20 protein-coding genes are annotated in these 22766 nt (G+C 39.1%); 18 read left to right on the top strand and 2 right to left on the bottom strand.

Features of this window, described 5'->3' with window-relative positions:
* Nucleotides 1–29 precede the first annotated feature (29 nt).
* Entirely contained in the window at nt 30–1475 is a 1446-nt protein-coding gene (locus Q0976_RS17365) for a hypothetical protein (protein WP_299495135.1), read from the bottom strand.
* A 231-nt stretch (nt 1476–1706) separates the two neighbouring features.
* Nucleotides 1707–2654 carry a 2-dehydropantoate 2-reductase N-terminal domain-containing protein gene (locus Q0976_RS17360; protein WP_299495134.1) on the bottom strand — a complete coding sequence of 316 codons (948 nt, stop codon included), beginning with the start codon at nt 2652–2654 and terminating at the stop codon, nt 1707–1709.
* 285 nt (nt 2655–2939) lie between these two features.
* On the opposite strand from Q0976_RS17360, the gene Q0976_RS17355 reads away from it, so the two are divergent.
* From Q0976_RS17355 to Q0976_RS17270, 18 genes are all read left to right on the top strand, one after another.
* Entirely contained in the window at nt 2940–4106 is a 1167-nt protein-coding gene (locus Q0976_RS17355; RefSeq protein WP_299495133.1) for a nucleotide sugar dehydrogenase, read from the top strand.
* Nucleotides 4107–4884: 778 nt separating this feature from the next.
* Nucleotides 4885–6423, top strand: a complete 1539-nt coding sequence (locus Q0976_RS17350; protein ID WP_299495189.1) for an outer membrane protein transport protein — start codon at nt 4885–4887, stop codon at nt 6421–6423.
* Nucleotides 6411–7676: an amino acid deaminase/aldolase gene (locus Q0976_RS17345; protein ID WP_299495132.1), complete on the top strand. Its 1266-nt coding sequence runs from the start codon at nt 6411–6413 to the stop codon at nt 7674–7676. The genes Q0976_RS17350 and Q0976_RS17345 overlap by 13 nt, the downstream gene beginning before the upstream one ends.
* A 50-nt stretch (nt 7677–7726) precedes the next feature.
* Nucleotides 7727–9280, top strand: coding sequence for a GMC family oxidoreductase (locus Q0976_RS17340; protein WP_299495131.1), 1554 nt, complete (start codon nt 7727–7729; stop codon nt 9278–9280).
* 25 nt (nt 9281–9305) lie between these two features.
* Nucleotides 9306–9779, top strand: coding sequence for a hypothetical protein (locus Q0976_RS17335; protein WP_299495130.1), 474 nt, complete (start codon nt 9306–9308; stop codon nt 9777–9779).
* 111 nt (nt 9780–9890) lie between these two features.
* Nucleotides 9891–11498 carry an aldehyde dehydrogenase family protein gene (locus tag Q0976_RS17330; protein WP_299495129.1) on the top strand — a complete coding sequence of 536 codons (1608 nt, stop codon included), beginning with the start codon at nt 9891–9893 and terminating at the stop codon, nt 11496–11498.
* Between the two features lie 625 nt (nt 11499–12123).
* The gene (locus tag Q0976_RS17325; protein WP_299495128.1) at nt 12124–12408 is read left to right on the top strand and encodes a hypothetical protein; all 285 of its coding nucleotides are present in this window, start codon (nt 12124–12126) and stop codon (nt 12406–12408) included.
* Between the two features lie 33 nt (nt 12409–12441).
* Nucleotides 12442–12675 (top strand): hypothetical protein, encoded by a 234-nt coding sequence (locus tag Q0976_RS17320; RefSeq protein ID WP_299495127.1) that lies wholly within the window; start codon nt 12442–12444, stop codon nt 12673–12675.
* Between the two features lie 364 nt (nt 12676–13039).
* Entirely contained in the window at nt 13040–13381 is a 342-nt protein-coding gene (locus Q0976_RS17315; RefSeq protein WP_299495126.1) for a glycosyltransferase family A protein, read from the top strand.
* A gap of 8 nt (nt 13382–13389) precedes the next feature.
* Complete coding sequence (locus Q0976_RS17310; protein WP_299495125.1) at nt 13390–14691, top strand: 1-acyl-sn-glycerol-3-phosphate acyltransferase; 1302 nt, start codon at nt 13390–13392, stop codon at nt 14689–14691.
* A gap of 613 nt (nt 14692–15304) precedes the next feature.
* Nucleotides 15305–16747, top strand: a complete 1443-nt coding sequence (locus tag Q0976_RS17305; protein ID WP_299495124.1) for an ATP-grasp domain-containing protein — start codon at nt 15305–15307, stop codon at nt 16745–16747.
* A 39-nt stretch (nt 16748–16786) separates the two neighbouring features.
* Nucleotides 16787–18292 carry an FAD/NAD(P)-binding protein gene (locus Q0976_RS17300; protein WP_299495123.1) on the top strand — a complete coding sequence of 502 codons (1506 nt, stop codon included), beginning with the start codon at nt 16787–16789 and terminating at the stop codon, nt 18290–18292.
* A 923-nt stretch (nt 18293–19215) separates the two neighbouring features.
* Nucleotides 19216–19488 carry a hypothetical protein gene (locus tag Q0976_RS17295; RefSeq protein WP_299495122.1) on the top strand — a complete coding sequence of 91 codons (273 nt, stop codon included), beginning with the start codon at nt 19216–19218 and terminating at the stop codon, nt 19486–19488.
* Between the two features lie 45 nt (nt 19489–19533).
* The gene (locus Q0976_RS17290) at nt 19534–19764 is read left to right on the top strand and encodes a hypothetical protein (RefSeq protein WP_299495121.1); all 231 of its coding nucleotides are present in this window, start codon (nt 19534–19536) and stop codon (nt 19762–19764) included.
* 146 nt (nt 19765–19910) lie between these two features.
* On the top strand, nt 19911–21527 hold the full coding sequence (locus Q0976_RS17285; RefSeq protein ID WP_299495120.1) for a GMC family oxidoreductase N-terminal domain-containing protein: 1617 nt from the start codon (nt 19911–19913) through the stop codon (nt 21525–21527).
* Complete coding sequence (locus tag Q0976_RS17280; protein WP_299495119.1) at nt 21520–21669, top strand: hypothetical protein; 150 nt, start codon at nt 21520–21522, stop codon at nt 21667–21669. The genes Q0976_RS17285 and Q0976_RS17280 overlap by 8 nt, the downstream gene beginning before the upstream one ends.
* Nucleotides 21670–21706: 37 nt before the next feature.
* A complete protein-coding gene (locus Q0976_RS17275) occupies nt 21707–22039 on the top strand; it encodes a DUF5992 family protein (RefSeq protein WP_299495118.1) in 333 nt (110 codons plus the stop codon).
* A 347-nt stretch (nt 22040–22386) separates the two neighbouring features.
* Nucleotides 22387–22653, top strand: a complete 267-nt coding sequence (locus Q0976_RS17270; RefSeq protein WP_299495117.1) for a hypothetical protein — start codon at nt 22387–22389, stop codon at nt 22651–22653.
* Nucleotides 22654–22766: the final 113 nt, after the last annotated feature.

Genomic DNA, 22766 nt, shown 5'->3' with positions numbered 1-22766 from the left:
TCTTAATCGGGATGATTGTGAAAGCCACTTCATTTATTGGGTGGCTTTTTTTGTTCTATTTTTTTAATAAATACAAAGATTAATAGTATTAATAATGATAGATATGCAATTGAGCTTGCATCGTCTTTGGTACTGCTAACATTATCGGTATTGCTATTATCGCCACTGTTATTATTACTGTCATTGTCAATAATGGGGGCTGACGGGTTAGGGTTAGGGTTCATTTCTTTGGTGGGATCTACCGGCTCTGTTGGCGCACTGGGGCCTGTATTGCTGATGTCTCCAATGATATTCACTTGTTGGACGTTGCTATCTTCCACCATGAGGCCATAGCGCGTCCCGATACTGAAATTGGCGTATTGACTGCTTGGTTGAATTTCTAAACTGATTTTTTTTTGTGTTTCCCCTGCTAAAAACACAATGCGTTGATAAAATGATGCCGGATAGTGATAAGCGGCAACGGCTGTGCCAGAACGAGTGAAGAGCTCAACAGAGGTGTCTTGTTCAAGTGGCTGACGTTCGCCTGCATCATTAATTAATTGTAAAATGGCTTGTGTATGGCGCTGCTGATTGGATAGCTGAGATTGTTGAATTTGAAGTTGAATTCTGGCTATTTTTGGCATGGCTGGCGACAATGCACCCAGGTATAATCGGTTGTCAAAATGGGCTTTAACGGGGATATCCTGGCCTTTGACTAAGCGGCCTAACCATGTCATATCATTGATAGACAGTGACAAGCGGGAACCATATGGACTGCACATAACCAGTGCAATTGATTGGCAAATGTCAGTGCTGGGATGCTCAAGGGCTAAGGTATGACCCAGTAAGTGGGCGAGCACACTGGGCATGGTCATTAAAGCTGGCGCATGGACACTGATCCCTGCTTGATAAAATGCTTTACCAAAGGGCTCGACACTGAGATCGTGCTCTTGGGTAATAAAAATAAGTTTGTCAGCAAAGAATTGTTGTAAATACGTTTTTGCCCTTAGATCTGCTGTGTTGAATGAATCTGTAGGATCACTTATCGCTGACATCAGATGGCTTAGCGCTTGCTGATAGTCATCCCCTTGGCTTAATTGTTGAGAAACAGCGTTGTCTTCCCAGTCAAGAATCGCCACAAGTGAATAGTGGATGTTGGCGAGATTGTACAGGGCGTTGGCAGTGTTAAGTTGCTGCTCTATGGCGGCTTGCAAACTTTCTCGTGATAGCCGCTCTGGATTATTTTCTGCAAAAACATTTGGCTCCACAACAATGAGTAAATCAATATTCTCTTTCCCTTGAGTGTGAGGCGCCAGACAAATTAACCCGAGTAGTAATAATGTCTTTAGTGCTTTGGGTAAGGTGTTAAGGGAGAAGAGTCGCTTTAAGAGCAGAGTCTTCAATGGGGGGGGGCAGCTCGCTTGCCGAATACCTTGAAAAAATACGTAGAGAAGGTGCATTGGAAGTAACAAGACATTCAGGCTGGTTTGTTGCATAAGCATCCCTCTCAACGAAATCCATTTATTGACTTGACTGGTGGTGCTGAACCTTAGTTCAAGTATTGTTAAGGATGACTCTTTTTGCCATTAATTATCTTATGTATTAGTCATTTTGTTTGGGAGGGCGATATAAGGAGTGAGAATATTGAGCGAGCGTTGCCATTATGTCGATGAAAGAGAGTGCTTGCTTCTGACATGCCTCCACGGGGAATAATAACGCGATAGGGGTTATTTTTTTGCATTTTCTCTGTGGTTGAGTAGCGTGTTTATTTTAAAGAGGGCACTGTTCGTGGTGGGAGTGGGAATATTGGCTTGAGTCGCCAGCTCAATAAAATGATAAAACACATTTTTCATTTCAAGCGGCAAGCCTAAGTCAAAGTCTTGTTTCATACTAAAATAAACATTTTTATATTGAGTAGCATTAAAGCTGTTGACGATATCAGTCATCATATTCGCTTTTATTTCAACATTGTAGTATTGACTGACTTGGCGTACTTCTTCTGATAATAAATGGATCATTTGTCGACTCGTTTGGCTTTGAGATAATCCATATAAGGTTTGGTTGTCAATGATGGAGGCGGCATTACAAGCAATATTGATCATGAGCTTTGGAAAGCGCACCTGATAGATGTTTTTTAAGCAATGAACATCTCTAAAAGTGGTGTGGAATAATGCGGGTAATGATAATAACCGTTTTTGTTGCGAGGGATTTTTGGGGGCAGGGTTATGGCTGGTTGCATAAACAATATTACAAAAGTCACTGTGTAATATGACTTGGCCGATTGCCTCCCCTTTGGTGAGTTTAATATTTGAAATGGCCCCGATAATGGTATTACTGTCATCGACGTGCTGGGCTAACAAATCTTCTACACCTATCCCATTTTGCAAAATGATAAAAATTTTATTTTTTAGATGACGAAGAGATGCAAATAATGTGTCATTACTTGTTGATTTTGTAGTTATAAAAATAACATCACCATTCATTTGATTGATATCGGTGATGATTTCATCTGTGGGCGTTGTGAGTTCAGTGAGACCGGCGACAGACAAGTGGGTCGATGTGAGTAAAGCACTGGAGGGTTTGACCAATAATTGGACTTTATATTGCTGACATTTTAATAAGTTAGCGGCAATATAACCGCCTATAGCACCGACACCGATAATGGATATTTTCATGACGTTTTGAAATACAACCAAATTGAAGGGATATCATGACAAAAAATGGCTTAATTAACAACTACAGCTAAATCAATATTGCATCTTCATTTCACTTGGGTATATATTATCCAAAGTTATGGTTTTGTCACATAAATGACCCTAACAAGGCACTTGATATCTACTTGCATGTATTGCATGTTTAACAAATAGTTAGTTGTTGTTACTTAGATTAATCTTTAAAGAAAGATCTGAAAAGTAAGCCGTCTTCAATTTTTTCGACATGATGAAATGGAATAACGTTTTATGAAAATTGCGATTGCTGGAATAGGGTACGTTGGATTATCAAATGCAATTGTTTTAGCACAGTACAACCAAGTGATTGCTTATGATATTGATCAACGTAAAGTTGATTTAGTCAATGATAGAGTGTCCCCAATTAAAGATGATGAAGCAGAGCAATACTTAGCGACTCATTCACTTGATTTATGGGCGACACAAAATAATCAGCTTGCCTTTAAAGAGGCGGATTATATTATTGTGGCGACCCCCACAAATTATGATCCCGATAGTAATTATTTTGATACCCATTTGGTCGAGTCTGTGGTGAATGACATTATCACGATTAATCCCAGTGCTGTGATTATTATTAAATCCACTGTACCTGTTGGGTTTACGCAAAGGCTGATAGCTGAAACTGGGCATGAGAATATTATTTTTTCTCCAGAGTTTTTACGGGAGGGAAAAGCGGTCTATGATAATTTATACCCTTCTCGCATTATTGTGGGTGAGCGTTCAAAAAGAGCACGCATTTTTGCAGATTTATTAATTGACGGGGCACTGAAGCAAGATATTCCTGTTTTATTTACCGATCCTACCGAAGCTGAGGCTGTGAAGTTATTTTCAAACACGTATTTAGCGATGCGTGTGGCTTATTTTAATGAATTAGATACTTATGCAGAAACACACCATTTATCATCGAAACAAATTATTGACGGTGTCGGGCTCGACCCACGTATTGGTGATTATTACCATAACCCTTCCTTTGGATTTGGCGGATATTGTTTACCTAAAGACACTAAGCAATTATTAGCGAATTATGAAGATGTCCCTAATAACTTAATTCGAGCGATTGTTGAGGCGAATGTCACTCGAAAAGATTTTGTTGCCCAGTCAGTGATCAATAAACAGCCGGCCATTGTTGGGGTTTATCGGCTCATTATGAAATCGGGTTCGGATAATTTCAGGGCTTCTTCCATACTGGGGATAATGAAACGTATTAAGGCAAAAGGGATTAATGTGGTTATTTATGAACCACTCATGGAGGATGCAACGTTTTTCAACTCTGAGGTCATCGCATCATTGTCTGACTTTAAGGCCATGTCTGATGTGATTGTCTCGAACCGTATGGATGAAGAATTGCTGGATGTACAAGATAAAGTCTATACCCGTGATTTATTTGGTATGGATTAATGCTGGGGGATGCTGTCGATAGCTAAACCACTTGAAGCGGTTAATTTGAGCTTGTCTTAACTCTGATTACCCCGTGACATTTCCAGCTGAGTATTTCATTTTATATTGATTTAGCTATATCACGGGGACTGAGGGATCCCCACTTTTCTGGCTCATAAACAATGAATACTTATTGTTTATGAGCCAAGTTATATAGTACATATACCCGTGATACTTGAAGATGCCTGTTTTCAGAGCCTGTAAAAGTGCCTAATTCAAGGCCTTTTATACTGTGTTACTGAACATCAAGGATGATGGAAATGTCATTTATGCAGGCGCAATTAATGACCTTGTCTAAAAGGCTTTTCATTCCAGCTGAATTTTGCAGCTTGAAGTGTCACGGGTATAACAAACATTAATCTGACCCTGGAATATCGATTGGGTCTTTTTAAGTGAAATGGATTGATTTGAATTTATCTATTATTTGGATATGTCTCTTTAATGCACTTTCTCTTTTGTTTTAGTATAAAAGGGTAATGCATTTTATGAATATTTGTTGATATGTTATTTAAGTCATTTAAAGAGTGAATAGCATAAACAGTCGCTTTTTAATTAACGAGATGATTAATAGTGTTTTTTGTTAAGTTAATTATCATAGTACTTACAATAATAATAATGAGGGTTTATTTAAAAATATCAAAGTCATTACTTTATTTAATAAAAGCCTTGCATGACTTTACAGTCCATATATTAGGTATTGGTTAATCAACCCGTTAAATGAATAAAGGCAAAAGTGGTGATGCTTTTAAATGCACCTCCTCAATTTGGAGAAATGCAAATGAATGGATTAGGGTCATTTAAAAAGTGGACATTGAGTGTTAATCAATTACCCCATAAAACCGCCCTTCAGCGCAGTGATAAAAATGAAAAACAAAGACACATGATGACGGCATGTGCGATGCGAGTGAAGCAGGCTTTTATGCTACCCACAATATTGCTAACAGGCATGAGTATCTTGTCATTGGGCACGGCATCTCAAGCGTTAGCACAAGGTTATTATATTGATGAGCAAAGTGCTAAACGACTCGGTGATGCGTTTTCTGGCGGCGCGGCTGATGCCAGCGATGCCAGTACCGTGTTTTATAATCCAGCAGGCATGGTTCGCCTTGACGGTATGCAGCTGGTGGGTAACTTAAGTGGTGTTTATACCCAAACCGAAGTGACGATGTCGGGTAACAGTTTTGATGCCTCATCGGCCTCCATGGCCAGTGCCATTCAAGGGCAAGAACAGGTTAATCTCGATGAAAGTTTTTTGATCCCGTCGGTGTATTTCAGCTATCAGTTATCCCCCAGTTGGCATTTAGGCGCTAGCCTCAATGTGCCTTACTCCAGTGGCTCAGAGTTCGATACTGATTTTGTGGGGCGGTATTTTAGTTTGAAATCGGATATTACTAGTGTGAATTTAGGCTTGATGGCGTCTTATCGTATTTCTGCAAAATGGAGTGTCGGTTTTGGGGTTAATTCACAATATATTGAGGCGGAAATCCAAAATCAGATCAACAGCTCAGGGATTTGTCAGTTGGGTGTGGCTTCTGGAATGCCCTCGCAGTTGTGTGCAGGACTGGACAGCTCTGGAACTTATACCGATGATGGCAATGTCAAAATGACTGGAGATGATTTGGCTTTTGGTTATACCTTAGGGGTCTTGTATCAGCTGGACTTTGACACGCGAGTCGGCTTGAATTACCGCAGTAAAATCAGCCATACACTAACCGGTGATGCTACCATCAGTGCCCCAGCCATAGTGGGTATGATTGAGCCTATGTTGACTTCACGGGTTGAAGGAGGCTCGGTTGAGTTAGTCACCCCTGAAACCTTAGATCTCAGTGGTGTTTATCAACTCAATGAAGACTGGCATGTACAAGCGACAGCGAGCTGGTTTCGTTGGAGTCGTTTTGAAACATTAGACATTGAACTGGACAACGGTGGCGGTTTTTCTACCGCACAAAATTGGGATGACAGTTACCGTTTAGCGGCGGGAGTGGGTTTTCAATTAACGCCAAATTGGATGTTACGTACAGGCATGGCTTATGAGACAACGCCCGTGCCAGATGACACGGTATCGCTAGACTTTGCCTTTGGTGATTTTTATGCCGTTTCTGTTGGTGCCAGCTATGCATTCAGTGAGACCTTGTTTTTTGATCTGGGTTACCAGCATACCTTTAGTTTTAATCGGGATATTTCTCAAGGATCCTTGATTGTTGATAGCGCTGAGATCTCAGGAAATGTTGAAACCTCCATTAACTCATTGGCATTGGGGGTCAATTGGCTATTTTAACTCGAGTGATGAAAGCGGAGCGGTTTTCGGCTAAGCCGCTTAACGCCTCACAAAATAGTGACTTGACGGATTACCGTCAAGCGCTGAATGAGGCGGCTTTACCTTTGGCTTATGTGGATTTGAATAAGCTGGATGAGAATATTGTGGCATTGTTGGTGCTTGCGAAGGATAAGTCAGTGCGCATTGCGTCTAAATCCATTCGCAGTGTCCCTATGTTGCATTATCTGTTGACTAACACAGACAAATTACAAGGGGTGATGTGTTTTCATCCCAATGAGGCGGCATTTTTAGCTGAGCATGGATTGGACGATTTATTAGTGGCGTATCCGTCTATGCAAAAAGCGGCCATTGCTTCCTTGGTACCTTGGGTGAAAAAAGGGCGGCGTATTGTGCTCATGGTGGATGCGCTTGAACATGTGCTGCTTCTTGATGAAATAGCCCAAGCGTCTGGAATGTGCTTTTCGGTGTGTATGGATATAGATGTGTCTTTATCTTTGCCAGGCTTGCACTTTGGTGTCCATCGTTCTCCCATTAATAGTGTGGAAAACGCCTTATCGTTATACCAACACATTAAACATAAAAATGGGGTTCATCTCATCGGTGTGATGGGGTATGAGGCGCAAATTGCAGGTTTAGGGGATCGCGTGCCGGGGCAATATTGTAAAAGTGTTGCGGTGCGCTGGTTAAAACGCGTCAGCATTCCCAAAGTGGCTAAGCGTCGGCAAGAGGTGGTCACAGCGTTAACGCAAGCGGGTGCACAACTCGACTTTGTCAATGGCGGTGGTACGGGCTCATTATTGTCTACTTCACAAGATCCCAGTGTGACTGAAATGACCATAGGCTCAGGCTTTTTCTGTCCCCATTTGTTTGACTATTATGACCATTTGTCTTTGTCTCCTGCTGCGGGATTTGCGCTTGAAGTGGTGAGGCAACCTCAATCGAGTCGAGTGACATGCGCAGGTGGTGGCTATGTAGCCTCAGGCGCTGCAGATAAACTGAGGTTACCTGTTCCGCATTTACCAAAAGGCTTGTCACTGGACGCCAATGAAGGGGCAGGGGAAGTGCAAACGCCTTTATGTTATCAAGCTGATGTTTCAAAAAAGATAGCCTTGTCCTTAGGTGACAGTGTGTTTTTTCGCCACGGGAAAGCAGGCGAGATAAGTGAGCGGTTTACCACGCTCTATGGTATTCGCAATGGGGCCATTGAGCAGCATTTTCAAACCTATCGGGGAGCAGGAATGTGTTTTTTGTAATGTATTCCTATTCTATCAGTGCCCAATAAGGATAAATTGGAGAGCAGTCGATGCAGGAAAGCTTTGATTTTAATTATGATTTAACTTGTGATTTGACCTATGACTTTGCCATTGTTGGATCGGGGCCATCGGGCAGTGTGTTAGCCCATTATTTAACAAAGGCGGGTGCTCGTTGTGTGATGATTGAAGCCGGAAAAGCGTTTAATAAACAGACTTACCCTAGTAATGAGCTACATGCCAACAGTCAATTAATGTGGAATGGCGGCATGGATATGTCAAAAGATGCTCAATTGCTTTTTCTCAGGGGAAAAGTCCTTGGCGGTGGCAGTGTCGTGAACCAATGTTTGTTAGACAGGTTTGATGCCTTGGCATTAAATGACTGGCGGTCACAATCTAAGATCAATTGGCATGATTTAACCGCACTGGAGCTGCATTACGATGAAGTAGAGTCACACCTTGCTTTGCATCATTTCACTCAAGATGAGCATCAACCCAATGCACAGCTTTTTATGCAAGGGTTAGATCAATGTGGCATGAAATGGGCGCCACTTAGGCGAGGGCAATCTCAATGTGGGCACAATCATCAAACCGGTCAAGCTAATGACTGCATGCAATGTTTAGGCGGTTGTGTACGGGATGCTAAGCAAAGTATGCCAGTGACCTTTTTGCAAAAAGCCAAAGTACAAGGGCTGCAAATATTGACTGATTTTCATGTGGCTCAAGTGATCCACGGTCAACATTTTGTGTCTATTTATGGCCATCAACAAGGTCAAGCTCAAAGCGTGCGTGCGCGTCATTGCATTTTAGCCGCGGGGGCCATTGGCACGACTGAGCTGTTATTAAAATCTGGTTTTTTATCGTCATTACCGGCTTTAGGTCAAGGGTTTACTTGTCATCCTCAGCGTATGAATATTGGTGTGTTTGATGACATTATTGATGCCCATAAAGGCACATTTCAAAGTGTTAAATCTGATGATCCCAATTTTAGACGGCAAGGTTTTAAATTAGAAAACGTCTTTGCAGGCCCGATAGCCATTGGCATGCTCAAACCTGGTTTTGGCCGTGATCATCAAGATTTTATGCAAGACTATCGCAAAATGGCCTGCATAGAAGTGGCGGTGAGAGACGCCACAGCAGGGCAGATTTTGTTGAATAACAAAGGGCAATTAGTGATTGATAAACGCTTGCAGCAAGAAGATCTGCAACGTATTCAAGCAGGGTTAACTGCGGTGGATGGCATTTTTGATGCCCTCAAGGCGAAATCTGTGTTGAAGTCACCTTTCTCCTTTGGTTTGCATTTAATGGGAGGATGCGCCATGGGAGACAGTCAAGAGACCAGTGTGGTCAATAGCGAGTTTGGTGTTTGGGGGTACCACAGACTCAGTATTGCCGATTCTGCTATTTTCCCCAATGCCCCTGGCATTAATCCCAGTTTGACGATTATGGCCATGGCCCATAAAGCCAGTGAAGGTTTATTAAAACAATACTTAGGTAAAGAAGGTTATCAGTCGCTTAACGTGCCGAAAAAGCGACAAAAAGAAACTCAAGCCATGAAAAAATTTGAATCTAAACGAGTCAGTCTCAGCAAGGATGAGTGCATTTAAACGTGAATATGAGTGAAGGTTTAAAATGATCTATTCAAAATATTTAACACCAAGAGCATATCAAGGGTTAATGCGATTAGGGGATGTGTTATTACCGGGGACAGCACAGATGCCACGGTTTTCAGATACCGACTGCATTAACCATGTGGATGAAATTTTAATCGCGACCGCTGCAAAAGACAGAGCAGACTTATTATTCATTTTACGTGTTTTTAGTGTGTTACCTATAGGCTGGCTAAGGGGAATATTGCATTATGCCAGCAAAGTGTCATCGGCCCCTATTTTCCCTGCCTGTGTTATGAAGGCGCCGATTGGCGTGCTTGCGCGTGGGCGTGATGGGTGGAAAGCCCAGTGGCGTTTACTGGATTTAGGCCTTCGAGGCGTCGTGTTTAGCCTTTATTACTCAGGCTTAAATAATGGATTAAGTCAAACACCGAATGTGCATCAACAAATGGGTTATCAATTAGTGTGTCAGCCCCTTGATGCCGATAAACCATAAGCTGATGCTACCCATGTTTAGCCTATGTGTATGAATGTGTATGAATGAACGCAGATCAGATGAATAAAACGGCGAGCCAATCAGGCTCCCAATCGATAAAAGGGATTGGTTATGAATGCCACGATGGCCCAAAATAAAGCCCCAAATAGCACGATAGAGATGAACAAAATAGACACATTGACAAAGAGTAAGACCGTTGAGATTGCCCAAGCTCAGTTAGAGCAGCAAGTGAGCGCGGCTCGATTAGCCCAAAAACGCTTAGCAAAGAGTAGCGTGCAGCAGCGTATTGAAGGCATTAAAGCCATACGTCAGCGCTTGTTTTCAAAACGAGAAACCATTATTAATCAAGTCACAGCAGAGACGGGAAAATGCCGCACCGATGCACAACTTGCTGAAATTATGGGGGTGATTGATTATGCTGATTGGCTTTGTGGCCATGCACATAAGGTGCTCGCCAATGAGAAAGTAGCAACCCCTATTAGTTTGATGGGCAAAAAATCCCAGATAAGCCATTGTCCTGTCGGTGTGGTGGCGGTCATTTCCCCTTGGAACTACCCGTTTCATATTAGTTTTACCACAGTGTTAGCCGCGCTAATGGCGGGTAATGCTGTGCTGTTAAAACCTTCAGAAGTGACCCCATTAAGCGGATTAATTGAAGATCTGATGTTAGCTGCGCCTTTATTTCATGATTGCGTGCAAATTTTCTATGGCAGTGGCGATACGGCCCAGCGCATGATAGCCATGAAGCCCAATAAAATCATGTTTACGGGCAGCGCGAATACGGGTAAAAAAATATTGGCTCAAGCGGCGCCATTATTGATCCCCGTTGAATTAGAATTAGGCGGCAAAGATGCCATGATAGTGTTTGATGATGTGGATCTTAATCGCACAGTAGCAGGTTGTTTGTGGGGCGGGCTCACTAATGCGGGCCAGTCTTGCACGTCCGTTGAAGCTGTGTATATTCATGGGTCGATTTATAGCACTTTTGTTGACAAGCTCAAAGCCCAATTGGCGACATTGATCCAAAATAATGGCGATCAAGGCGATGCGGACTTGGGGGCCATTACGGCGGATTTTCAGCGGCAGATCATCGATAATCAAGTCAATGATGCACGCGCTTCAGGTGCAAAGGCTTTTGTCGCATCAAAGGCTGACAACGGGACGATTACTGAAACTCTCACAGAAGCTGAGCAAGCATTTTATCCTCCCACACTCATTGAAGATGCAAGTGACGAAATGAGTGTGATGCACAGTGAAACCTTTGGTCCTGTGATGACCTTGCATCGCTTTGATGATGAGGATGAACTTGTTGAGCGTTGTAATCGCAGTGAATTTGGTTTAAGTGCCAGTGTGTGGAGCCGTGATGTCACTAGGGCTCAGCGCATAGCGGCTCAGCTGGAGGTGGGGGCGGTGTCAATCAATAATGTCATGCTCTCCGAAGGTAACCCTAATTTGCCTTTTGGCGGCATTAAGCAAAGTGGTTTTGGCCGCGTTAAAGGGGCTGAGGGCTTGTTGGGCATGACCTACTCAAAAGCCATTATTATCGACAAACAGAGTAACAATATCGAGGCCAATTGGTATCCCTATACGCGGCAGAAATACCAGTTATTTGATAAGTTAATGTCTGCTATGTACGGTAAAGGGCTTAAGCGTTGGCTGGACTTTGCCAAAGTGGGCTTGAAACTTGAGTCATTTTCTCAGAAAAAACGCGGAGAGTAAGGGGCTGTTTAGTGTGAACAGGGCACGAATTTTTTCTTTTCACCTGCGGTGAGGCTAAGGTCGTGAGTTTCACACTCACAGTGGGAGAGCCTAGAATAGCGTCTAGCTATATTTGATTCAATTGCTGCCGCAGGCTTTTGTGCAGATGCCCCTGCGAGATGCTGTGAAGCCATCCATGGCCGCTTTACGGTTTCATCCTTGAAACCGAAACTAGCAGGTGCATCTACACGGGGTGTTAAGAACAAAAGAAAAAAATCAAAAGCAAAGAGAAAGCCAGTGGATTTCTTCGAACGGTCTGTGATTTATTAATCAACTCTGAAATAGCTACCTGTATTTTGTTCAAGGCTAAAAAGGCTAAAAAAAGGTAATAGAGTCATTCAATCACTGTGAGAAAGATCATGGATTTACGCTTGTTTTTCCGTTTTTTATTAGTTATAAATAATTTGTTTACATGAGTAACATTTGAGGGTGTTTTGTTGGCTGATTAGAATTCACACTGATCAACAATGGGTTAGCTGTGTACTCCAGCTTAATTATTTGTTTTAAAAAACTGTTTTAAAAATTGGCAGACTGGAAGATTATCCTGCTGCTGTTGAATAAACTGTTAGTCGAATAAGAGAGTGCTGTGGATCCTGTAGCGTTAGTCTTTTTTAAGTTAGTTGCTCATGAAATTGAATTATCAGTATTTGAGAGGTGGGTGTACTGTGAGTCAACGCTTGAAGAAACATTACACCCTGATGATTATCTCGCACTCATTACTATCAGTTATACAACACCTGGGGCTCTTTATGAGGCAGAGAAAGTGCTTTCCAATTATTTTTCAATAGGTAAATATTATGAATGGAAAATTCGCAATATACTGCAAAAAATAATTGAAAAGCCAAATGATGTTCAACTGTATATTAAGTAGCGTTATCAGCTATATTGTGATGGTTTTGACTTCATGGATAACCTAGGTATGGGATATGGCCTTGGTATAGTTTGCCCTGATTATTACAATGAAACAGTAGAGGATTATTCCCCTCAAATACTAGATGAAGTTGAAAAAGTGGCTGAATGGTTGGATAGTGGTAAAAGTGTAATAACGGGTCATAGCGGTCAATATCAAGGTATTGAATATGACGATAACCGTAGCCCAGAAGAAAAAGTCCCTACAGGTTACAAAGCCCAAAAATAATCAAGACGCCTATGATTACCTGTTGGTAATAGATTGAAAATAAGATGCTCTCTAAGCTAAGCGGCATGTAGGCAGAAAGTGATATTACCATGTTGGTGCTGGCTGGCTAAACAAACAACTAAGACATATATGGACGCTCCCAATGAGTCAAGTCTGTTTTGACTTTAAGGAAGCCAAAGAAACCTAGCCTTAAACGAACTAGTGCAAAAGGACTAGGTTGGGCATAAATTATACCTGTACAGCTAGGTGAAATTTCATACTTACGCCTCATGATTTTATGTAAAACAACTATTAACCTATAGCTTTAATCACTTTTAATATTTTAACGTTTACAGTACATGGATAATATTTGAGGAAAGTCATTATGACCGCTAAATTTAGTATTATCATTCCTGATTACAACAATAGTGACTTATTCCTTAATATATTGTATGGCTATGCTAAACAATCGTATGATAATGATCAATTTGAAGTGATGCTCATTGATAATAATTTTAACTGTAAAAATTTAGTCAACTGTTATCATCAATATAAAGATAAATTTTATTCAAGCATCTTTTTTAGAGCTAAATTTAAAAGCAGTTTCTCACTCAACTTGGTAAGAAATATTGGCGTTAATACTGCTAATAATGAATCAACTGTATTTTCAGATAGTGGTTGCATTATCTCACCAGATTTCTTGTTTGACATAAATAAATCAAATTAGGTTGTATTATGAGCACTGATAATATTAGTAATACAAAAAGTAGCATTAAATCGCATCAGCATTATGATCTGGATATAAATTGTAAGTTTCAATCAACTATGAGAAAAATACGCCATCGTTTATCACATCATCATACTCATAAAGTAAGTGATATAATTCCATCTGGCAATATGTTTGTTTTTTTCTTAATAAAAACATTATATAGAGTATTTGAAACATTCTCATTAAAAGATATTAATGAATCTAAAAAATCAACTTATGTATTGGATCAAAGGCAAAGTGCAACCATATTTGTTTCAAATCATATATCTCATAGTGATCCATTCGTTATTTCAGAATTATTTTCAAGACATAGAACAAGTTTATCTTACATTTTATCTTTTAGCTCCTCTCATTTAAATACCTTTCCGCTCAATATCTTTTATAAAGCCTCCTCTAGTTTTATAAAAAGAAATGATAAAATGGATACTCAAGATAAATTACTGTTACAAGAGTATATCTGTGAATGTAAAAAACACGATTTATCTTTTTTTCTTTATCCAGAAGGTACTTTTTCAGTATCGGGAAATGCTATAAAAATGAAGTTAGGCCTATTAAAATACCTGATAAAAGCAGATTACGAAAACATGGTTATTGTAAAGGTGCAATACACAAAAATATTAGACTTTGATCTTCATTCTACAGTGCGAAAAGAAGGAAGTTGGCCTAAAAATAATCCGCTATCTTTTGGCGTTATTATTGAACGATTAAAACAAATCTTTAGCTATTCAAGCTCAGTTTATGTCGATACAAAGAAAATGTCATTACTTCCTTTCTCAGAGAAGAATATTGATCTTTTAGCTATGGAGGTAGGATTTCAACTCAATAATATGTATTTATTTTCTGATATGGAAAAAATAAAAACAGCACTTTACATAAGCCAGTGTAATCGAGTTAACATAAATGAATTGAGCTCTTCTATTATCGGATATTTGGATGCCAATCAAATTAACGAGGTAAAATACAAAGTATTGAAAGTCTGTAACACATTCAACTTTGATATTGTTAATGATGAAATAATATTAAACAAAAATGGATGTGAAGAGTTATTCACCTCGATTAATCAATATATTTATGCTTGGTTACCTTATGCAATTAAGGCTTGTCGGTATACCCTATCTCCCATAGAAATGGAATGCCTATATTTAAACAAGGTGACATATAAAGAAATGACTAATATAGAATTAAATACTGAATTTATAAAGTTTTTTGAAAAATTCGACATACAATCACATTTACATACAATAGTAAAAAGTTTTGATATCAGATAAATAACAAAATCTTCAAGCCCCAATTGAAATACACATAGACTCACATTTTTATTTGATAGGAATTACGCATAAGATTTCGTGTTAAATTATTTAACCTGAACTCGGGATAATGAGTGTCAAAAATGTTAGGTAACCCATTTAATATCAAAAAATTGAATGAAATTGGATTATCCTTTATTTTTAAATTTGGTTTAATACTGCAATTTTTGTCGATATCAAGGTGAGATTTCGTATCTAATAGCGGGCTATTAGTAGAGAGCGCAACACAGATAGGGGCAAAAATAGTGCTATTAAGCGGCGCTGCTTATCCCGAATTCAGGTTATTTAATAAGGTTTTATTTTATGGATGATAAACATCTGATTCAGAAAGAGGGGTTTTCATAGGAAAACGCTTAGCCGGTAATGTGTCTAGATATCAGATAGCCCTTTCGCAGCCGAAATGCACAAATTGACTTAACGAAGCATCGAAATTGAGAAGCTAGGGCTCACCGATCTGGTTAGTCTGCCTTAAAAAACATTCAGGCTCTTGTCCTTGCGACAGAGCCCGATATTGCGTCTATAATAAACATTCAGAAATAGACTTAATTGAAATAGGTTTCTTATAAATATTCTATTGACATCTTCAGATCACTCTGCGGTAGCCTATTTAGTTGATGGCCTCAAAAAGCAGGATCATGAGGTAGCGATCATAGACAGTAAATACTATAGGTCATTAACCCCTAAAATAAGGAGATTTCAAATAGGTTTTTCTCCTGATTATGAACGATGTGAATACATAGAAAGCCTAAATCGTATTGTTGAAGAAAATCATATTGATGTATTGATGCCGACAGGAGAGGAATCGAAAGCAATTTGTGAACGTATTGATAGTATAAATTGCAAATCAATATTATCGACAGATTCATTTGTGGACTTCAACACAATGAGCAATAAAATATTATTCTGCAAATTTATAAATGAAGTAGAGTTAGAAAACACAGTATCCCCAAATATTGTTTCGGACAATAATTTTATCGATAACAAAAAATATATCATAAAGGATGCGTTTTCTGTAGGAGGGTACAAATCCTATGAAATAGGGCTTGGCAGTGAATTTAATGTGAGAGATATTGTAGCCCCAAGTTTTGCCCAGGAATATATAGAAAATGGTGAAGAGTTTTTTATAGCAGGATGCGCTTACAAAGATTCTTTTGACTTTGTTGTTTATTCAGGAACTTCCGCTATTACATCAACGCTAGACAGACATAAAGAAATTGAAATAACCATGAGGCCAACCATAAAAAAAATGTTGAATTTTTGTCGATATCAAGGTTTTTTTGGTATTGATTTTATAAGGAAGAACGATATTAATTATTTTTTGGAGTGTAACACAAGAGTGACATTTGGGTCGGCTTGTTTGCATTTCCTGATTAACAGTAAACTTATAAAAATTGAAAAAAATAACAAAGATAAACTATATTCTCCTGTGATTGAGACTATTGATTCCGGAATAGTGAGGGCTTTATTTATTCCCAAAAAATACACTATCCACGGCGTTAGATGCTCGATTATAGAGCCGATTTTATGGAATTTGTCATGTTTCCTAAATGGTATGACGCCACTTATTAGCCATGAATATGGGATCCTTAGGAGCGATAAAAATGTTTCTCTTTTCAAAGGAAAAATACCCGAAGCCAAAATAAAATTACTATCAATGCAAGACAAGGTTTTGTATGAAAATATAATCTCCAGTGCAGATCATGACAAAAAGGTAAAAAGACTCGTTTTTATAATGATAGATGCTGTGTTGTATTATTTTGTGCAGTCAATTTCATCCAAAGAAATTGTTTTCCCTTGCCATATGAATAAAAATGCAGTGTCATTCAAGGATAGTGTTCATATTGAGGTGCTTTGTAAAATACTCTCAGAAAAGTCTGGCAAAGCCTCAGTGCATTGGGAAAATATATCAGAATCAAGCGAACTGTACGCGTTTTTACAATATCAGTCTGAGAGTATATTTCAGGCACAAAAAAATCTTATGTATTATCTAAAGAAGATATTTTTATTCTTTAAATAATGGCATTACATGTATTCACAATAATCTGGGTTAATGAAAATGAAATCAATGTGTATAGTTGGTGGTGGATCAAGCGCCATAATATTATTGATCAGCCTCATAAAATATTTTTGCGAACACAAAGACATTCATCATTTCAATATTAAGATTGTTGAAAAGAGAGAAAGAGTTGGTGCTGGAATGGCGTATTCAAGTCACCATTCGTGCAATATTTTAAATAACCGAATTGATGAAATGGGTATCGTTGCTGGGTCGCCAAATCACTTTGTTGAGTGGTTATCCAGTAGAGACGAAGAGGCATATGGCGATATTATAAAAACGACTGATGATTTGTTAATGCGGGCGGACATACCTCGTAGTGTTTACTCTGAATATCTCAATGATGTCGCCAATTTGTTTTGTTTAAAAGGAAAAGAGATAGGAGTAAAGGTAGAGTTTATACAGGACGAGATTTTAGATATTGAGCGTAGAGAAGCGTTTTCTGACTATGCATTGTACGGCAAGAATCACACGATAAATGCAGATTATATTTGCTTGTGTCTTGGCCCGCAACAATCTACTACATTCGATGAATTTGACGGCATAAGCCATTTCATACCTTCACCTTATCCAGACAAAGATCTTGCTGAAAAGATACCGAAACATTCAAGTGTTGTTATAGCTGGTACCGGTCCTAGTGGAATTGATGCATTATTAACGCTAAAAACGGCAGGGCATAAGGGGAAAATCCTGTGGATATCACGAAATGGTTTTCACCACAGAGTACAAGGGCTATCTTGTGACTATCAACTGAAATATATAACATTTGATAGGCTGAATACGTTGATTTCAAATGGGGTCAATTTGTCAGATAATATTTTTCAATTGGTCTTGGCTGAGATAAAAGCAGCGGAAAACGAAGAGTTTGATACCGGTAAATTATTGCCGACAGTAGATAATCCTTTAACGTGGTTTACCAGTGAGCTGAAAAAATCACAAACGGCAAGGCCGTGGTTAAATGCATTGGCATTGATGGATCATTTATTCCAGCATTATTGGGATAAAATACCGCCTATCGACAAAATAGAATGGTTAAGTAAATACCAACAGATTTTGTCAATTAATAGAACAGCATTACCGCAAGAAAATGCGCGCAGATTAATACAATATTTAGATGATGGCACAATAGTTACAGGATACGGCATAGATGACATCAGTTATTTGAATAGTTGTAATCGTTTTACTATATCTCTATCTCATTCCTCTACGGGTGAAAATGACTTTGAGCAGGATTTTTTCGTTAATGCTACCGGAATTGAAGTAGATATCAGGAAGTATCAGTCAACTTTGTTACAGAATTTGTTAGCACGGGGTATGATTGCACCACACCCCTTTGGGGGGATTAACGTAAGCAGGGAGTCACTAAATGTGATTGATCAGGGGGGCAAGCCAGTCGATGCTATATATGTGGCTGGACATTCAGCTAGTGGTGTTTACCCGATAACAAATTCTCCCGGAATAGTTAGACAGGTCAACTTAATTGTTAAGTCAATTAGTGGAAAGTAGGGGGTAGATCGAGCGCCAAGTTAAACCGGTAAAAAATTGTAGGTGAAAGTCCTTACTCAGTAAGGCGTAACTCGCCGCTGAGAGTGAATAACTAAAATAATTGAGATAAAAATAAATAAGACACTCAGTGTGCCGAGATAAAAGGAATCACCTATTCCTCTTAAATAAGAAAAATACGTGATTAGTTAAGTGAGTTCGTTTTGTCGGGTCAACTAATAGTGACAGCCGCTCTCCCTTTTTCTCTCGGATCATTACACTCTCCATGAATATAACGACCATTGGCTCTAAAAGGCCAATGCGCTGAGCCTATCAAATTATGATCTTAGCTGCTTTTAACATTATCACTGACGATAATCATAGCCAGCCATTATTAATCCTCAAAGAGGCCTATATTATGGCCTTCGCCCTTTAAGAACTCCCCTTAATACCCAGCGAATGTTTGCTTTCAAATGAAAGCGGAGCACATTTTTGTGTGATCATTGGATCATTGGATCATTGGATCATTGGATCATTGGTTCATTGGTTCATTGGTTCATTGGTTCATTGGTTCATTGGTTTATTTGATATTAATAATATGTGTTTGTTAGTCGAACTTCCATGGTGGATGCTCCTAATTTAACTGTATAATTCAACATCAGTTTGGCACATTGACGTCGTATTTGGGAGCGTCCATCATATCTACCCAGAATTTTTTAAGTAAAAAAATTTACGTCATAGATAGCCGTTAAAAAGTGATATGTGGGCCTTGTACATACGGGGCATGTTTTTTATTGGCTTTTGTTGTAGGTAGGGGATTAATAACTATTTACAGCAATTGGTTAGCAATGTACTCTAGCTTAATTATTTGTTTTTAAAAAGTGTAAGCAGTCTGGTAGGTTATCCTGTTGCTGTTCCATGAGCTGTTAGCCGTATAAGAGAGTGAAGTGGATCCCGTAGCGTTAGTCTTTTTTAAGTTAGTTGCTCATGAAATCGAATTATCAGAATTTGAGAAGTGGGTGTACTTCGAGTCAAGGCTTGAAGAAACATTACACCCCAATGATTACCTAGCACTCATCTCAATCAATTACAAAACACCTGTTGCTCTTTATGAAGCGAAGAAAATACTGTCTACTTATTTTTCAATGGCTCAGTATTACGAATGGTATATTCGCAATATACTGCAAAAAATAACGGATAGGCCTAATGATGTTCAATAGTATATTAAGCAGTGTTATCAGCTATATTGTGATGGTTTTGACTTTATGGATAACCTAGGTATGGGCTACGGCCTTAGTGTCGTTTGTCCTGATTATTACAATGAAACAGTCGATGATTATTACCCTCAAATACTCGGCGAAGTTGAACAAGTCACTGAATGGTTAAATAGCGGTAAAATTGTAATAACCGGCCATAGTGGTGAATATCAAGGTATTGAATATGACGATCACCGCAGCCCAGAAGAAAAAATATCGACAGGTTACCAAGCTCAATAATAAAAGATGATAGCTTTTGCTGTAACACCCAAAACGCCCATGGTTATTTGTTTTGATGACAGTGCAGTATTGATCTTCATGAAATAAAATGGGCTCTATCAGTTTTCGCTTCGTGTGTTAACGATATCAATAATAAAGGATTATTAATGAAAAAGTTTATTTTTATTCTTACGATCACTTTTACGCTTATTTTTACTTTTATTTTTACTTTTATTTTTCCTGTGACGAGTAGCGCGTTTGCCTATACGAAATATCCTAGTCATCAAAATGGTTATGACTATATCGTTGTTGGCGCGGGATCGGCGGGCAGCATTGTGGCTGCAAAATTGGCTAAAGGAGGAGAGAGTGTGCTCTTATTGGAGGCGGGGGGGGATGACTCTGAACCTGCCATTAAAGATATGACACAATACTATAATGTGGCTTTTAATCCATTTTCTTATGGCTTTCTGAATTGGCATTTTGTCACTCAGGAACAAGTGTTCGTTGATGGCACCGGTCCTGTCACCTTTAATCTTCCTCAAGGAAAAACATTAGGGGGCTCACATTCCATTAATGCAACTGCCTTTGTCACAGGTCATCGTGATGACTTTAATTATATCGCGGATGAAATAGGCGATCCTGATTGGTCGTGGCATTCAATTGCTCAATATATCAATCAACTTAAAGATACACTGCACACGATGACCTATGCTAGGGAACAGGTTGGCGCCCAGTCCCATATAGAATCGGCCAAAAAGGTACTGGGTTTTACGTATAGGAAGGATTGTACTCAAGGACGACAAAATGGAATATGTCCAACAGTGTGGACAGGTCAGGAAGGGAGTAATGGGGGGATCCGCAGTACTTCTTATGGCGCCTTTGTGCGTCCATTGCTGGGCAAAAGCAAAAGCAAAATCAATCTGGTGTCATTAACGTTTCATCGAGTCGACAAGGTTAATTTTGATCTCAACGACCCCTCACGTGCTGTAGGTGTTAGCGCATTGAATACGCGAACCAATATTCAAACAGAATTTACAGCGAATAAAGGTGTGATTATTTCTGCGGGGGCCTATCAGTCGCCTAAGATCTTGCTACTGAGTGGAATAGGCCCAAGGGATGAATTAGAAGCGCATGGTATTACTGTTAGAAATGAATTGCAGGGAGTAGGTAAGAATCTTCGAGATCATTATGGTGTGTCTACTTTTTGGAAACATGAAAACTTAGGTGTGAGTAGTCCTTTTTTATTCAATCAGCCAAGCCTCAACCTGTTTGGCCCAGAAAAGACACAGGCGACGACTTACCAGTTTGAAATATCGGGCGGTTATGGCAGTGTTGTGCCGCTTAAGGCAACGAGTGTTGGAGAAGTGCTTTTGGCGAGTGCTAACCCTGAAGATTACCCTTTAATTGATCCTAAGGTGCTGTCGACACAAGCAGATTTAGATATGTTAGTGACAGGGGTAAAAGACTATTTGCTGCCCTTTTTTGGTGATTTAGTGCAAAAGAATATCTATTCAGCGATCAGCATCAGTCCTTTGGCGACCGAACAAGAGATCGTTGATTTTGTGCGTGAAAATACTGAATCAAAGCATCATCCAGTGGGGACTGCTAAGGTTGGGACTCACGATGATCCCTTTGCCGTTATTGATAACAACTTTGTTGTTATTGGCACAGATAATTTACGTGTTGTGGATGCCTCTGTTTTTCCTTTAGCGCCTTCTGGGAATATTAATACGCCAGTTATGGCTATCGCGCTTCTAGCGGCAGATAAAATATTAGATGATTGAATTCAGTGATGACTCGGTTAATCGTGACGGTCATTTAAATATCTTAGGTAAAATAGGCAATGGCCAAGGCTTCATGAATATCATTAATGGTAATAGTGAACTCATTGATGTTAGAAAGATGTTTAATGTTGTACAGTATTGAGGTATACTGCCTTAAAAATTATAACTAATTAACTTTTATGAAGAAAAATATTCTTTGTTCTTTAACTTTTATCTTATTTGCATCTAATGCGAACGCTACAGGTTCTTACATTGTTATCGATGGGATCATTACCAGTATTTCAAATACACGAAGTAATGAGAATAGTTTTACTGTATCGGTGAGTGGTGGTGTTGGTAGCTGTAAAGACTCAACCATCATTTTTCCTCTTTCTGCAGCGGGTACTCCTGAAGTGCATGAAAGAGCTTACTCCTCAGCATTAACAGCTTTTGTATCTGGCTTGAAAGTCAAAATTCATAATTATTCAGGTGATAATTGTGATACTGCAAGTTATATCAGGCTGTCAAAATAACCTTGATTATTGTGAGATGAAAGTGTTGACTTTTGTTCAAAGTAAAGGGTGCATGCAGTGATGAGTTATTGAACTGAAGTCTGAGTATTCGTTGCGGGTAAATGTTTAATAAAATAATTTATAAAAGAAACATGAGTATTATCAAGGAAGCGATTAAAGATTATTACTTCCTTTTATTGAGTAGTGGATCCATTGCCCAAAAGTGCTGAACTGTACCGTTTTTCTGGAAAAACTTAACCATTTGAATTCATTTAGCCAGGGAAATAGGAATTCAATTTCCTGAAAAAATTAGGATTATTGAGGTTGATAAAGTCCCATATCCTTATGACAATGAGGATTTAAAGAATATGGGGTTATCCTTAGGTTTTATTGGTGACAATATTATTAATAATGCCCAAGTTTTTGGCTATTCAATATACGTTAGAAACGGGTATGAGCTTGATATGCCAAAATTGGCACACGAATTTGTTCATGTATTACAAATTGAAAGGTCAAGTTTGGAAAAAGTTGTTTTTCAGCATTTCTCTGATTTGGCAAAATACGGATACGCTGATGCCCCTTTAGAAGTGGAAGCATTTAAAGCAAATATTAAGTACACTAGCAGCACAGGTTAATTTGTTAAGCCAGAGAGTGATCAACTCGTGATTGGGGTAAGTACCTGAGTATAAAATTACCAACAATTAGAATGATATTTGAGCGTTAGATTACCAATGACTGATGCTTGCAT

The sequence above is a fragment of the uncultured Shewanella sp. genome (assembly GCF_947501665.1).
Lineage (GTDB): Bacteria > Pseudomonadota > Gammaproteobacteria > Enterobacterales > Shewanellaceae > Shewanella.
Note: the sequence above shows the minus strand (reverse complement) of the source record. Positions and strands in the feature narration are given on the sequence as shown.